Origin of the sequence: Sphingomonas sp. (assembly GCF_035910975.1) — a bacterium.
Taxonomy (GTDB): Bacteria; Pseudomonadota; Alphaproteobacteria; order Sphingomonadales; family Sphingomonadaceae; genus Sphingomonas.
Map to the genome: position 1 here is coordinate 56,113 of NZ_JAMHWM010000007.1, position 13,368 is coordinate 69,480.

Sequence of the window (13,368 nt, forward strand, 5' to 3'; positions counted from 1 at the left end):
CGACAAGCTCAGGGCGAAGGGGGAGAGGGCATTCCCGCTATTCCTCGGTTTACGGAGTCGTTCCATGTTCCTGAAAGGCAAGACCGCCCTCGTCACCGGCTCCACCTCGGGCATCGGCCTCGCCTATGCCAAGGCGCTGGCGGCCGAAGGCGCAAACCTCGTCATCAACGGCTTCGGCGATCCCGCCGCGATCGAGGCGGAGCGCACGTCCCTGGAGGCGACCAGTGGCGCCCGCGCGCTCTACAGCGGCCATGACCTGACCAGGGTCGATCAAATCGAGGCGATGATGGTGGAGGCGGCCGACGCGTTCGGCGGCGTCGATATCCTCATCAACAACGCCGGCATGCAGCATGTCGCCCCGGTCGAGGAATTCCCGCTCGACAAATGGGACCTCATCATCGCGCTCAACCTGAACGCCGCGTTCCACACCACACGCCTTGCGGTGCCGCATATGAAGGCGCGCAAATGGGGCCGGATCATCCAGACCGCGTCGGCACACAGCCTGGTCGCCTCGCCGTTCAAGTCGGCCTATGTCACCGCCAAGCACGGCCTCGCCGGCTTCACCAAGACGGTCGCGCTGGAAGTGGCGACGTTCGGCGTCACCGCCAACTGCATCTCGCCGGGCTATGTCTGGACGCCGCTGGTCGAAAACCAGATCCCCGACACGATGAAGGCACGGGGAATGACGCGCGAACAGGTCATCAACGACGTTCTGCTGGCCGGGCAGCCGACCAAGGAGTTCGTCACCGCGGAGCAGGTCGCCGCGATCGCGCTGTTCCTGTGCGGCGATGCGGCGTCGCAGATCACCGGAGCCAATCTGTCGGTGGACGGCGGCTGGACCGCGGCCTGAGGCTTCCCAAGCGCGCGGAAACGCCTAGGCTCGGGAGAAACAGCAAAGGTCGCGCGTTGCCCGATGTCATGAAGAAAGCGCTTGCCGCCGCGATCGTCTGTGTCTGCGTCGCGGGCTGTTCGAAGGCGGAGCGCCCCCGTGCCGAACGCCCCCCGCGCGCGGCGGCGGACTGGCGCGCGATCGCGACCGATGCCGATCGCGAACGGCTGCGCGGCTGGCGCACCGCCTGGACGAGCGCGATGGAAAAGGTGCGGGCGTCGGGCCGCGGCGGCGCGCTGGCGCCGGTCGGGGCACTGTTCGAGCCCGATCGCGCGCTGCCCGCGCCCTTGCCCCCGGTCGGCGACTATCGCTGCCGCACCTTCAAGCTGGGCGCCAGGGCGGCGGGCCTGCCCGATTACAGCATCTATCCCTGGTTCGCCTGCCGCATCGTCGCGGAGGGCGAGGTGCTGGGCTTCCACAAGGATACCGGATCGCAGCGGCCGGTCGGCTTGATCTTCCCCGACGGGGACGCGCGCGGCGTGTTCCTCGGCACGCTGATGCTCGGCGACGAGACCGCGCCGCTCCAGTACGGGCAGGACCGCGCCCGCGACATGGCCGGCATCGTCGAGCGGGTGGGCGATCGGCGCTGGCGGCTGACCTTGCCGTATCCCGCGTTCGAATCGATGCTCGACGTGATCGAACTGGTGCCTGCGGGGTGACAGCTTCCCGTTCCCCGGCGAAGGCCGGGGTCCAGTTCCGGTGAACGCGCGAGGGCTGCGATCAAACTGAATGCGCGGCGCGCTGGACCCCGGCCTTCGCCGGGGAACAATAAGGATCACGCCGCGATCGGAAACCTCAGCAACCGGTCGTCGAGCGGGACCAGCGCCTGTGCCGCCACCGCCCCGCCCACCGCGCGGACGATTTCCGGGTGATGCGCGTCGAGCCCTCCGGTCAGCGCGCCGAACGCCGGCAGGATCAGCTTGGTCGGCGTCGCCACGAAACAGCGCCGCGCCACCTGTCGTCCGCGCAGCTGCACGCGCAGCTTGGGGTGGAAATGGCCTGATAATTCGGGGCGACACTCGCCCGGATCGGCCTCGTGCCGCAGCACCAGCCCGTCGACCTCCACCTCATCGACGATTGCGCCGCCGCAATGATCGACGAAGCCCGCATCATGGTTGCCGGTGATCCACGTCCAGCGCGTGGCGCCGGTCAGCGCGCGAAGCATCGCCTGCGCGGCCTCGGGCAGCCGCTCACACCCCTTCGCATCGTGGAAGCTGTCGCCCAGGCACCAGACCTCCTCCGCCCCCGTCCGGTCGACCAGCGCGGTCAGCGCCTCCAGCGTCGCGAGCGAATCATAGGGCGGCAGGTGCTGGCCGAACGCGGCGAACCAGCTCGCCTTCTCGAAATGCAGGTCGGCGACCAGCAGTGCGCGCCGCGCCGGCCAGTAGAGCGCGCCCTCGCGCAGCGCGGCCAGCTCATATCCTGCGAACGAAAAGCGAACCATCGCGTCCAGCTATGCCGCGCAGGCCGTGCCGAATCAATGACTCCCCCGTGCGTCAGGCGTTGCAATTGCCGTTCATCGTCACCTTGCAGTCGATCACCATCTTCTCCGCCCGCGGCAACAGGAAGCGGACCTCGCGGTTGGGGAAATCGATATCGACGCGACGGAAGAACTTGAGTGAGCTCATCCCCAGCAGCATCGCCGGTTTCTTGTCGAGCCCGAAATATTTGAACGGCGGCGCGTCGGCGAAGGCGATCGGCAGGCCCTGGAACTCGACGCCGCCGAACCGCATGCGATTGGCGTAGGTATAGCTGGTCTGCAACTTGCCGCCGGTCGCGCTGGTCATCTCCAGCGGCTCCAGCCTGCCGCCCCGGCGCATGACGATGCGGCGCAGCGCATGGTTGCCGACGCTGACCGGTGATCCGGTGTCGATCACCACCCGCACCTTGTTGCCGTCCACTTCCGCGTCGGTGACGATCAGCTGGCCGAACACGGTCTTCGCGCGGACGACGACCTCGCCCGGCGCGGGCCTCTCGCCGCGTTCGCGCCTGACGGAGGGCGAGACGGCCATCGTCTGCCGCTCGAAATCGATCGTCACCTTGTGCCTCTGGAGCGTGTCGATGCCGAGCAGGCCCATCCCGCCCAGGTCGATCGCGTCGAGCGCGGGGGCGTGGATCACCCCGACCTCCGGCACCGTCGCCATGCGCAGCGACGGGATGATGACGGTGCCGACCCGCGTCCGCCCGGTCATCGCCACGACGTTGATGTCGCGACCGGCGGGCAGGCCGAGCCGGCCGGCGAGTTGGCGCGAGATGACGGTGCGTTCGGCCCCGGTATCGATGATGAAGCGGAACGGCCCGGCGCCGGCGACCTCGACCGGCACGGTCATGCGTTCCTTCTGCTCGTCGATCACGACATGGGTTTCATCGTCGGGCTTGGGCGGGACTTGGCGGATCTCGCCCGGCGCGAACAGCAGCGCGACGAGCGGCACGAACGCTGGATAGAGGCTCATGGCCAGATCCTCCCCGAAGATGTCGGAGTGGAGGCTATGCCTGTCGCCGCCGGTCGGCAAGCACCGTCTGCCGGGCAGACCGCAACATCCGATCCTCCCCTGCAAGGGGAGGTGGCAGGCCGCAGGCCTGACGGAGGGGTGTCCCGCTATCGAGGGGCTGACACCCCTCCGACGCGCTGCGCGCGCCACCTCCCCTTGCAGGGGAGAACTGCAGGAGGCGACATCCCCCCGTCAATCGAGCTGCATCGCCTCCGTAGCCAGCGCCTCGGCCTCGGTCAGCAGCGCGTCGTCTGCGGAACCCTGCGCCACGCTTTCGCGCCCGATCAGCACCAGCACGGGCACTGCCAGCGGGCTGATCCGATCGAGCCGGACGTGGAGCATCGTGCCGGCGGCGCGATCGAGCAGGTCGGCCAGCCGCCCGACGTCAGTCATCCGCGCGCGGGCATCGTCCCACGCTGCCTGGAGCAGCAGGTGGGTCGGCTCGTACCGGCGCAGCACGTCATAGATCAGGTCGGTCGAAAACGTCACCTGCTTGCCCGACTTGCGCCTGCCCGGATGCTGCCGCTCGACCAGCCCGCCGATCACCGCCACCTCGCGGAACGCGCGCTTCAGCAGGGCCGATCCCTGCACCCACTCGACGAATTCATGTTCGAGGATGTCGGGCGAGAACAGCGCGGCGGGATCGTCGATCGGCTCCAGCCCGTACACCGCCAGCGCATAGTCGTTCGACACGAAGCCGATCGGCTTCAGCCCCAGCGCCTCCATTCGCCGCGTGATGAGCATGCCGAGCGACTGGTGGGCGTTCCACCCCTCGAAGCTGTAGGCGACCAGATAGTGCCGCCCCTCGCGCTCGAACGTCTCGACCAGCAGCTGGTCGGGCGCGGGCAGAGCGGACCGGCGATCCTGCACTTCCAGCCAGTCGCGCACATCGTCGGGGAAGCGGTGCCATTCAGCGCGATCGTGCAAGAAGCCGCGTACGCGTTGCGCCAGGTTGGTCGACAACGCCATGCGCGTGCCGACATAGGTGGGAATGCGCGCCGGCCGCGTCGTCGCGCGCACCCACAGGTCGGCGATGTCGACCCGCTCGACCTCCAGGCTCAGCCCGGCGAAGAAGAAGGTATCGCCGACCGACAGGGTCGAGGCGAAATATTCCTCGACCGTCCCCAGCCTGCGACCGTTCCTGAACCGCACATCGAGCGTGACCGCATCGACGATGATCCCGGCGTTCAACCGGTGCTGGGCGATGAAACGCGGATGGCTGACCCGCCACACGCCGTCGGCATCCTTCGTCAGCCGCTTGAACCGGTCATAGGCGCGCAGGGCATAGCCGCCGTCGGCGATGAACTGCAGCACGCGCTCGAACGTCTCTTCGGACAACGCCGAATAGGGCAGCGCCGCGCGGATTTCGCCCAGCAGGTCGGCGGCGGCGAACGGCGCCGCGCACGCGACGCCCATGATATGCTGCGCCAGCACGTCGAGCGCGCCGGACCGGAAGATGTCGGGATCGAGCTCGCCCGCCTCGACCGCGTCCAGTGCCGCCCGCGCCTCCAGATATTCGAAGCGGTTGCCGGGGACGAGCACGGCTTCAGACGGTTCGTCGAGCCGGTGGTTGGCGCGGCCGATGCGCTGGAGCATCCGGCTCGATCCCTTGGGCGCGCCCATCTGGATCACGCAATCGACATTGCCCCAGTCGACGCCCAGGTCGAGGCTGGCGGTGGCGACCAGCGCGCGCAGCCGCCCGTCCGCCATCGCCCCCTCCACCTTGCGCCGCGCCTCTTTCGCGAGGCTGCCGTGATGGATGCCGATCGGCAGCGCCAGCCGGTTTTCCTTCCACAGATCCTGGAAGATCAGCTCGGCGAGGCTCCGCGTGTTGCAGAACACGATCGTCGTGCCGTGGGTCTCGATCTCGGCCATCACCTGGGGCGCGGCGTAGCGGCCCGAATGGCCCGACCACGGCACGCGCCCCTCGGGCAGCAGGATCGCGATGTCGGGCTCCGCGCCCTTCTCCCCAACCACCAGCCGCACCGCATCGATATCGCCGTCGGGCGCCAGCCAGGCGCGATAACCGTCGGGATCGGCGACGGTGGCGGACAGCGCGACGCGGCGCAGCCCCGGCGCGATCCGCTGCAACCGGGCCAGCCCCAGCGCCAGCAGGTCGCCGCGCTTGCCTGTCGCGAACGCATGAACCTCGTCGATCACCACGGTCTTCAGCGTCGCGAACATGCCGAAACTGTCGGGATAGCTGAGCAGCAGGCTGAGCGATTCCGGCGTGGTCAGCAGGATGTGCGGCGGGTTCGCGCGCTGGCGCGCCTTGCGGTCGCTCGGCGTGTCGCCGCTGCGCGCCTCGACGCTGATGTTCAGGCCCATCTGCTCGATCGGCGTCATCAGGTTACGCTGCACATCGACCGCCAGCGCCTTGAGTGGCGAGACATAGAGCGTGTGCAGCCCGCCGTGCGGGCGCTCGATCAGCTCAACCAGCGTCGGCAGGAACCCCGACAGCGTCTTGCCCGCGCCCGTCGGCGCGACGAGCAACGCGTGCTCGCCCGCACGACCGGCGGCGAGCATATCCAGCTGGTGCCGGCGCGGCGCCCATCCGCGCGTAGCGAACCAGTCGGTCAGGGCAGAGGGAAGGAAGGGCGCGTCGGTCAACGCCGGAGGATATGGGGGCGCTGACGGGGCGGGTCCAGCGGAGGAGCAAGCCAAGGATCGCCCGCCACCCGCAACCGTTCGTGCCGAGCCTGTCGAAGCACTGCCTTCCTTCGCGCCACAGGCCGAACGGGGGCATTGCTCGCTGGACATAACCCCGGATGGAACCTTCCCGCCCCCCGCCCATATAGGCAGCATGCCACGGCTCGGCGACTGGGTGGAGGCGCACCCCCACGGAATCTATCTGCCCGCCGCCGATGCGTGGATCGATCCCTCGCGCCCGGTGCCGCGCGCGCTCGTCACCCACGGCCACGCCGATCACGCGCGCGGCGGGCATGGCGAGGTGTGGGCGACGCCGGAGACGCTGGCGATCATGGAGGTCCGCTACGGCCCGCAGGCCGGGCGCCCCGTCGCCTGCGGCGAGACGCTGACGCTCGGCGGGATCGAGGTGGGGTTCGTTCCGGCCGGCCATGTGCTCGGCTCCGCCCAGATCGTACTCGATCATCGCGGCGAGCGCGTCGTCGTGTCGGGCGACTACAAGCGCCGCGCCGACCCGACCTGTGCCCGCTTCGAGCCGGTCAAGTGCGACGTGTTCGTCACCGAGGCGACGTTCGGCCTGCCCGTCTTCCGCCATCCGGAAACGCATGACGAGATGGACAAGCTGCTGACCGTGCTGCGCGCCAACCCGGATCGCTGCGTGCTGGTCGGCGCCTATGCGCTGGGCAAGGCGCAGCGGGTGATCCGCGAATTGCGCGTGATGGGGTTCGACGATCCGATCTACCTGCACGGCGCACTGCAGCGGCTGTGCGACCTCTACGTCGAACACGGCGTCGATCTCGGCGATCTCCGTCCGGCGACCGGCGCCGCGAAGGCGGAGATGCAGGGCCGCATCGTCATCGCCCCCCCTTCAGCGCTCAACGATCGCTGGTCGCGCCGCCTGCCCGATCCGATCACTGCTATGGCGAGCGGCTGGATGACGGTGCGCCAGCGCGCGCGGCAGAGGAATGTCGAACTGCCGCTGATCCTTTCCGACCACGCCGACTGGGACGAACTGACCGCGACGATCCTGGAACTGGCGCCGAAGGAAGTCTGGGTCACCCACGGCCGCGAGGACGCCCTGGTCCACTGGTGCGCGCTCCACCAGATCAGGGCCCGCGCGCTCGACCTCGTCGGGTTCGACGACGAGGATGACTAGGGTCAGGCCGCATTAATTGCGATGGACGTGACGGAGCGGATTTTGGTTCGGGGCAAGGAGAGAGGAGTGGAGCGATGCCAATGCATCGTGACCGACGATCGACGCCGCCCTGGGCCGAAATCCGCCCGCCGCTTCGCGGTTGCCCGGACGCGCCCGCCGATCGGCGTTGCGGGTCTTGCGTGTAGCTCTGCTACGCGCTGCGACCCGCTCCTTGTCGGACGAACACGTCCGGGCAATCACGACCATCGCAATTAATGCGGCCTGACCCTAGCGAGACTCCGTTCGCCCTGAGCTTGTCGAAGGGCTGCCCTTCTTACTGCGCCCGGGCAGTGAGGTCAGAAACAAGAACAGTGCTTCGACAGGCTCAGCACGAACGGTGACGGGATATGACTCAGTCGAGCTCAGGCCGCCGCGCGGTCTTCCGCCAGCAGCCACGCCAGCGCGTCGGCGCGGTTGAGGAAGGTCTGCGCATGGCGACCACCCTTGGCGCGCTCGATCTGCATGCGGGCGAGCGTCGCGCTGACGATGAAGGCAACCTTGCGCGTCGCATAGCGCGGATCGGCCATGAAGCCGGCGAACGCGGCGACGGTTTCCTGCGGCTGAATCTGCATCTCGGTGATGTCGCAGATCATCCGCTGACGCCCCGGATCGCCGCCCAGTTCCACACTCGCCGCCTCGATCGCCTGGCGATAGCCGCGCACATCGTCGGGCGTGTAGAAGCCGCCCATCCGCACGTCGAGCAGTCGCCGGGCAGGATCGACAATGATGGCGTGTTCGGCGCTCATTTCGGCAGTGGTAACCGGTGGCGGCTTGCCAAAGCGTAAAGACTCAGGCGCCTTCCAGCGCCTTTTGCCGCCGGCGCTGGACCGAACTGCCGATGCCCATCGCCTCGCGATATTTGGCGACGGTGCGACGCGCGATGTCGAATCCCTTGCCCTTGAGCATATCGACCAGCGTATCGTCGCTCAGGATCGCCTTGGGCCCTTCGGCGGAAATCAGCGCCCTGATCGCCGATTTCACCGCTTCCGCCGACACCGCCTCGCCGCCGTCGGCCGCCTGGATCGCGCTGGTGAAGAAGTATTTCATCTCGAACAGCCCGCGCTTGCAGCTGAGGTATTTGTTGCTGGTGACGCGACTGACGGTGGATTCGTGCATCTCGATCGCCTCGGCGACCTTGGCCAGGGTCAACGGGCGCAGGTGCGCGACGCCGTGGCGGAAGAATCCCTCCTGCTGCTTCACGATCTCACCGGCGACCTTCAGGATCGTGCGCTGGCGCTGGTCGAGCGCCTTCACCAGCCAGTTGGCGCTGGCCAGGCAATCGGAAAGCCACGCCTTCGATGCCTTGTCGCCGCCGCCCGCCTTCGACAGCTCGGCATAATAGCGACGGTTGACCAGCACGCGCGGCAGCGTCGCGCCATTGATCTCGATCCCCCAGCCCTCGCCGCGTTCGGCGACGAACACGTCGGGAATCACCGCCACCGCGGGCTCGCCGCCATATCGGCAGCCGGGCTTGGGATCGTAATCGCGCAGTTCGCGGATCATGTCGGACAGGTCTTCGTCATCGACGCCGCAGATACGCTTCAGCCGCGCGCGCTCGCCCCGTGCGACGAGGTCCAGGTTGTCGATCAGCGCGGCCATCGCCGGATCGTAGCGGTCGGCCTCCCTCGCCTGCAGCGCGATGCATTCGGCAAGGTTGCGCGCGCCGACGCCGGTCGGGTCGAACGTCTGGATCACGCCCAGCACCGCCTCGACCCGCGCGAGCGGCACGCCCAGCCGGTTGGCCATGTCGAGCAGCGGCGCGGTGAGGTAGCCCGCCTCGTCGATCTGGTCGATCAGATGCGCGGCGACGAACATGTCCGCACCGGGGACCGCCGTTCCCGCCTGCGCGAGCAGATGGTCCGCCAGGCTGATATCCGGATTGGCGAAACCATCGAGATCCGGCCCGTCCTCGGGGCCAGCGCCGTTCCCGGCGCCGCCCAGCCCCATGCCGCCGTCGAGCGCGCCCTGGCGGTCGGCGGGCGAATCCTCGTCGAACGCGGCCGACCGGTCGATGTCGAGCGCCGCCTCGCCGTCCCCGCCGCCCGATTCTGACGGCTCGGCCACCACCGGCTCGGGCCGATCGACCGCATCGGTCGCCCCGGCCTCCAGCAGCGGGTTCTTCTCGATCTCCTCGGCGATGAACCCCTCGATCTCGAGGTTCGACAGCGCAAGCAGGCGGATCGCCTGCTGCAGCTGCGGCGTCATCACCAGCGATTGCGACTGCCGGAGGTCGAGGCGCGGCGCGAGGCTCATGGCGCGATCGTCACCCCAGCGAAAGCTGGGGTCTCGGGCCGCAAGCGAACCGCCCGTTGCTTGAAATCCCGGCGTTCGCCGGGATGACGGCGGAAATGCTCACAGCGAGAATCCCTCGCCCAGATACAGGCGCCGGACGTTCTCGTCCGCCACCAGCGCCTCGGGCGATCCCGCGAACAGCACGCGGCCGTCGTAGATGATGTAGCCGCGATCGACGATGTCGAGCGTCTCGCGGACGTTGTGATCGGTGATGAGCACGCCGATGCCGCGGTTCTTCAGCGTCTTCACCAGATCGCGGATGTCGCTGATCGACAGCGGGTCGATGCCGGCGAACGGCTCGTCGAGCAGGATGATCGACGGGTCCGCCGCCAGCGCGCGCGCGATCTCCGCCCGTCGCCGCTCGCCGCCCGACAGCGCCATCGCCGGCGCGTCGCGCAGCCGGGTCAGGCCGAATTCGTCGAGCAGCTTGTCGAGCTTCGCCTGACGCGCGTCCTTCGCCGGTTCGGCCAGTTCGAGCACCGCCAGGATGTTCTTCTCCACGCTGAGCCCGCGGAAGATCGAGGTCTCCTGCGGCAGATAGCCGAGGCCCAGTATCGCGCGGCGGTACATCGGCAGGCCGGTGATATCCTCGCCGTCCAGCATGATGCGGCCCGAATCGGGCTTCACCAGCCCCATCACCGAATAGAAGCAGGTCGTCTTGCCCGCGCCGTTGGGGCCGAGCAGCCCGATCACCTCGCCGTGCCCTACCGTCAGCGACACGTCGGTCAGCACCGCGCGCTTGTCGTACGCCTTGGCGATCGACACGACCGCCAGGCCGTTCCGCGTCTCGACGGGGGGCACCGGCGGGGCGGCTTCGAGGGTGGCGACATCGGTCATCGATGATCCTGCTGGCACGACATGGTTAGCGAAACCTTAGCGGCGACGCGGTTGGCAGGATTCATGCATGGAAAGCGGGACGAGGGGAAGCCGAAAGCGGTGAGAAGAGCCGTTTCTCCCTCCTCCCCGAGACGAGCGGCTAGTCTCGGTTGGGCACCGAGAAGCGGCCGGTCACCCGCCCGCCCTGCTGGATGACGGTGCCGTCGGGCGCCTTGGTCGTGCCCAGCGACGATCCGTCGATCGTCGCGCGACCGGTGTCGAGGTTGATCGTCAGCCGACCGCCGTTCACCGTGTTGCCGCCCTGCATCAGGCTGACCCCGCCCAGCATCGTGATGACGCGCCGGTTGAGGTCATAGACCGCATATTGCGAGCGCGCGCGCTGGTCGGGCCGGGACACGGTTACCCCGCCCGAGGCGTCGAGCCGCGAGACCTGCGGCGATCCGTCGGTGACCTTGCCGGTGTAGTTGACCGTCATCCGCGCGGCGTCGAGCGACATGCCAGCCTGGCGTACATTGACCCCGCCCGACAGGATCGCGCGGTTCGCCCGGTCCTGCAGCTCGATCGTGCCGGCATTGAAATCGATCGGCGCGTTCGAATTGTGGCGCGTCTGCGCGCTCGCGGATGCCGCAAGCAGGGCGAACGAAAGCAGGGCGGCGGGAACGCGCATCACCGCCTATTCGCCTGACCGGGAACGATCCGCAAGCGGGCATTTCCCTCCAGCCGGACGACACGCCCCTCCAGGTCGGCGGACAGGCGGTTGGCGCTGAAATCGCCCATCGGCGTGGTGCCGGACACCGCTCCCTCGCTCGCCAGCGTGCGGGATTTGAGGTCGACCGTCGCGTCGGCGGTGCCCAGCGTATAGCCGTCGGCGGCGGAAAAGCGGATCGGGCCGTCGACCTTCACCTTCTCGTCGCGCATGTCGTAGCGTCCGCTCGGCGCGGTCAGCCGCGCGGGACCGTCACGCATCTGGAGCTGGGCGGCGAGCTTGTTCAGCTCGACCACCGGCTCCGCCGAGCTGCGCTGGAGCGCGGAACCGGCGTCGAGCGTGAACGCCTGACCCTTCGCATCCTGGCCACGATACTGCGCCGCCTCGATCTTCATCCGTTCGCGCGCGACCTCGACCTTGTTCTTGTCGAGCACGAAGCTGACGTCGCCGCCCATGAACAGCGGCGCCATCACCAGGAACGCGGCGAGGATGCCGATCCCCATCGGCAGCAGCACCTGCAGCAGCCCGATCAGCCGGTCGTGCCGACTGCCCGGCGCCGCCCATTTCTGGCGCTGGCTGCGTTCGATGACGGCGGCCTGCGACATCAGATATGCGCGAAGATGTCGGTTTCGGGCCAGCCGGCGATGTCCAGCGCGGCGCGGTGCGGCAGGAAATCGAAGCACGCCTGGGCGAGCGCGGTGCGGCCTTCGCGGGCGAGCCGGCGGTCGAGTTCCTCCTTCATGCGGTGGAGGTAGCGCACATCCGACGCGGCATAGTCCTTCTGCGCATCGCTCAGGTCCGGGCCGCCCCAGTCGGACGATTGCTGCGCCTTGGAGATTTCCTGCCCCAGCAGTTCGCGCACCAGATCCTTCAGCCCGTGGCGGTCGGTATAGGTCCGCACCAGTCGCGACGCGATCTTGGTGCAATAGACCGGCGCCGCGACCACGCCGAGATAATATTGGATCGCGGCGATATCGAACCGCCCGAAGTGATAGAGCTTGGTGCGCGACGTATCGGCCAGCAGCGCCTTCAGGTTGGGCGCGGCATAGTCGCTGCCCGGCGAAAAGCGGACGAGGTGCTCGTCCGGCCCGCCGTCCGAAAGCTGGACGACGCACAGCCGGTCGCGCGGGGTGATCAGCCCCATAGTCTCGGTATCGACGGCGATCGACGCGCCGGGCGCGAACAGGCCGGCGGGGATGTCTTCTTCGTGCAGGTGTACGGTCATGCCCCGGCACATAGGCGTCGATCGATGAACGGACAACAACCTAGCCCGTCACCGTATTCGCCAGCAGCCTCCCGACATCCGCCGGGCCGGCCGGCGCGCGCAGCGCGTCCGACGACGCGGCTTCGCCGCATCGTCCCAGCCCTATTCGGCCGCCGCCTCCTTCTTCACACGGCGGCGCCGCGCGAAGATGTTGAGGATCTCGACCCCGGCGGAAAACGCCATGGCGGTGTAGATATAGCCCTTGGGCACATGCGCGCCGAAGCCCTCGGCGATCAGCACCATGCCGATCATCAGCAGGAAGCCCAGCGCCAGCATCACGACCGTCGGGTTCCTGTTGATGAAGTTCGCCAGCGGATCGGCCGCCAGCAGCATCACCAGCACCGCGAACACGACCGCCGTCACCATGATCGGCAGATGTTCGGTCATGCCCACCGCGGTCAGGATCGAATCGATTGAGAAGACCATGTCGAGCAGCAGGATCTGGACGATCGCCGAGCCGAAGCTCATCGCCACCTTGCCCGACTTGTCGAGCGTCTCGCCCGATTCCTCATGGTCGATCGAATGGTGGATTTCCTTGGTCGCCTTCCAGACCAGGAACAGGCCGCCGGCGATCAGGATGATGTCGCGCCACGAGAATTCGGTTTCGTAGAGCACGTGGCCGGTCGTATCGACCGCGCTCCACCCCAGATCGAACACCGGCGCGGTCAGCCCGACGATCCACGCGATCATCGACAGCAGCGCGAGTCGCATCACCAGCGCCAGCCCGATGCCGATGCGCCGCGCCTTTTGCCGCTGCCCCTCGGGCAGCTTGTTCGACAGGATCGAGATGAAGATGAGGTTGTCGATCCCCAGCACCACCTCCATCACGATCAGGGTGATGAGGGCGGCCCAGGCAGCGGGGTCCGACAGCAGCGGCGTTATGGAGTCCATAGACGGCTAGATGTGCCGAAAGCGCCACAGATGCGCAAGGATCAGTCGACGAACCGCCACAAAAGCGTCGAATTCGTTCGCGGGCGCCTGCGATTTCGTCTATGCCTGCGAGTCTCTAACGTGCGCGTGCAGCGTGCGGGAACCTGCGTCCGTCGT

Annotated in this window: 13 protein-coding genes; 3 read left to right on the plus strand and 10 right to left on the minus strand. The window is 68.0% G+C overall.

All coding sequences use genetic code 11. The features are described from left to right. Nucleotides 1-64: 64 nt before the first annotated feature. Both VYI76_RS01875 and VYI76_RS01880 read left to right on the plus strand, forming a co-directional pair. Nucleotides 65-850 (plus strand): 3-hydroxybutyrate dehydrogenase, encoded by a 786-nt coding sequence (locus VYI76_RS01875; protein ID WP_326523075.1) that lies wholly within the window; start codon nucleotides 65-67, stop codon nucleotides 848-850. 68 nt (nucleotides 851-918) lie between these two features. After that, a complete protein-coding gene (locus VYI76_RS01880) occupies nucleotides 919-1,548 on the plus strand; it encodes a DUF4893 domain-containing protein (RefSeq protein ID WP_326523076.1) in 630 nt (209 codons plus the stop codon). A gap of 116 nt (nucleotides 1,549-1,664) precedes the next feature. Here VYI76_RS01880 and pdeM read toward each other — a convergent pair whose 3' ends face one another. From pdeM to VYI76_RS01895, 3 genes are all read right to left on the minus strand, one after another. Further along, nucleotides 1,665-2,333 (minus strand): ligase-associated DNA damage response endonuclease PdeM, encoded by a 669-nt coding sequence (gene pdeM, locus VYI76_RS01885; RefSeq protein ID WP_326523077.1) that lies wholly within the window; start codon nucleotides 2,331-2,333, stop codon nucleotides 1,665-1,667. Between the two features lie 52 nt (nucleotides 2,334-2,385). Next, nucleotides 2,386-3,342 (minus strand): aspartyl protease family protein, encoded by a 957-nt coding sequence (locus tag VYI76_RS01890; RefSeq protein ID WP_326523078.1) that lies wholly within the window; start codon nucleotides 3,340-3,342, stop codon nucleotides 2,386-2,388. A 231-nt stretch (nucleotides 3,343-3,573) separates the two neighbouring features. After that, a complete protein-coding gene (locus VYI76_RS01895; protein ID WP_443018887.1) occupies nucleotides 3,574-5,907 on the minus strand; it encodes a ligase-associated DNA damage response DEXH box helicase in 2,334 nt (777 codons plus the stop codon). 277 nt (nucleotides 5,908-6,184) lie between these two features. Between VYI76_RS01895 and VYI76_RS01900 the strand changes: the two genes are divergently transcribed. After that, nucleotides 6,185-7,183 (plus strand): ligase-associated DNA damage response exonuclease, encoded by a 999-nt coding sequence (locus VYI76_RS01900; protein WP_326523079.1) that lies wholly within the window; start codon nucleotides 6,185-6,187, stop codon nucleotides 7,181-7,183. A 401-nt stretch (nucleotides 7,184-7,584) separates the two neighbouring features. Here VYI76_RS01900 and VYI76_RS01905 read toward each other — a convergent pair whose 3' ends face one another. From VYI76_RS01905 to VYI76_RS01935, 7 genes are all read right to left on the minus strand, one after another. Beyond that, nucleotides 7,585-7,968: a hypothetical protein gene (locus tag VYI76_RS01905; RefSeq protein WP_326523080.1), complete on the minus strand. Its 384-nt coding sequence runs from the start codon at nucleotides 7,966-7,968 to the stop codon at nucleotides 7,585-7,587. A gap of 43 nt (nucleotides 7,969-8,011) precedes the next feature. Then, nucleotides 8,012-9,475, minus strand: coding sequence for an RNA polymerase factor sigma-54 (gene rpoN, locus VYI76_RS01910; protein WP_326523081.1), 1,464 nt, complete (start codon nucleotides 9,473-9,475; stop codon nucleotides 8,012-8,014). A 99-nt stretch (nucleotides 9,476-9,574) separates the two neighbouring features. Next, a complete protein-coding gene (gene lptB / locus VYI76_RS01915) occupies nucleotides 9,575-10,351 on the minus strand; it encodes an LPS export ABC transporter ATP-binding protein (protein ID WP_326523082.1) in 777 nt (258 codons plus the stop codon). A gap of 139 nt (nucleotides 10,352-10,490) precedes the next feature. Continuing rightward, nucleotides 10,491-11,018 carry an LptA/OstA family protein gene (locus VYI76_RS01920; protein WP_326523206.1) on the minus strand — a complete coding sequence of 176 codons (528 nt, stop codon included), beginning with the start codon at nucleotides 11,016-11,018 and terminating at the stop codon, nucleotides 10,491-10,493. After that, nucleotides 11,018-11,662, minus strand: a complete 645-nt coding sequence (gene lptC, locus VYI76_RS01925; protein ID WP_326523083.1) for an LPS export ABC transporter periplasmic protein LptC — start codon at nucleotides 11,660-11,662, stop codon at nucleotides 11,018-11,020. The genes VYI76_RS01920 and lptC overlap by 1 nt, the downstream gene beginning before the upstream one ends. Next, entirely contained in the window at nucleotides 11,662-12,282 is a 621-nt protein-coding gene (locus VYI76_RS01930; RefSeq protein ID WP_326523084.1) for a ribonuclease D, read from the minus strand. The genes lptC and VYI76_RS01930 overlap by 1 nt, the downstream gene beginning before the upstream one ends. Nucleotides 12,283-12,423: 141 nt before the next feature. Further along, nucleotides 12,424-13,212, minus strand: a complete 789-nt coding sequence (locus tag VYI76_RS01935) for a TerC family protein (RefSeq protein WP_326523085.1) — start codon at nucleotides 13,210-13,212, stop codon at nucleotides 12,424-12,426. Between the last annotated feature and the right edge of the window lie 156 nt (nucleotides 13,213-13,368).

What these genes read in the sequence shown, in the direction of transcription:
- VYI76_RS01875 (WP_326523075.1), top strand. Translation starts at nt 65, where the DNA reads ATGTTCCTGAAAGGCAAGACCGCCCTCGTCACCGGCTCCACCTCGGGC.
- VYI76_RS01880 (WP_326523076.1), top strand. Translation starts at nt 919, where the DNA reads ATGAAGAAAGCGCTTGCCGCCGCGATCGTCTGTGTCTGCGTCGCGGGC.
- pdeM (WP_326523077.1), bottom strand. Translation starts at nt 2,333, where the DNA reads ATGGTTCGCTTTTCGTTCGCAGGATATGAGCTGGCCGCGCTGCGCGAG.
- VYI76_RS01890 (WP_326523078.1), bottom strand. Translation starts at nt 3,342, where the DNA reads ATGAGCCTCTATCCAGCGTTCGTGCCGCTCGTCGCGCTGCTGTTCGCG.
- VYI76_RS01895 (WP_443018887.1), bottom strand. Translation starts at nt 5,907, where the DNA reads ATGCTCGCCGCCGGTCGTGCGGGCGAGCACGCGTTGCTCGTCGCGCCG.
- VYI76_RS01900 (WP_326523079.1), top strand. Translation starts at nt 6,185, where the DNA reads ATGCCACGGCTCGGCGACTGGGTGGAGGCGCACCCCCACGGAATCTAT.
- VYI76_RS01905 (WP_326523080.1), bottom strand. Translation starts at nt 7,968, where the DNA reads ATGAGCGCCGAACACGCCATCATTGTCGATCCTGCCCGGCGACTGCTC.
- rpoN (WP_326523081.1), bottom strand. Translation starts at nt 9,475, where the DNA reads ATGAGCCTCGCGCCGCGCCTCGACCTCCGGCAGTCGCAATCGCTGGTG.
- lptB (WP_326523082.1), bottom strand. Translation starts at nt 10,351, where the DNA reads ATGACCGATGTCGCCACCCTCGAAGCCGCCCCGCCGGTGCCCCCCGTC.
- VYI76_RS01920 (WP_326523206.1), bottom strand. Translation starts at nt 11,018, where the DNA reads ATGCGCGTTCCCGCCGCCCTGCTTTCGTTCGCCCTGCTTGCGGCATCC.
- lptC (WP_326523083.1), bottom strand. Translation starts at nt 11,662, where the DNA reads ATGTCGCAGGCCGCCGTCATCGAACGCAGCCAGCGCCAGAAATGGGCG.
- VYI76_RS01930 (WP_326523084.1), bottom strand. Translation starts at nt 12,282, where the DNA reads ATGACCGTACACCTGCACGAAGAAGACATCCCCGCCGGCCTGTTCGCG.
- VYI76_RS01935 (WP_326523085.1), bottom strand. Translation starts at nt 13,212, where the DNA reads ATGGACTCCATAACGCCGCTGCTGTCGGACCCCGCTGCCTGGGCCGCC.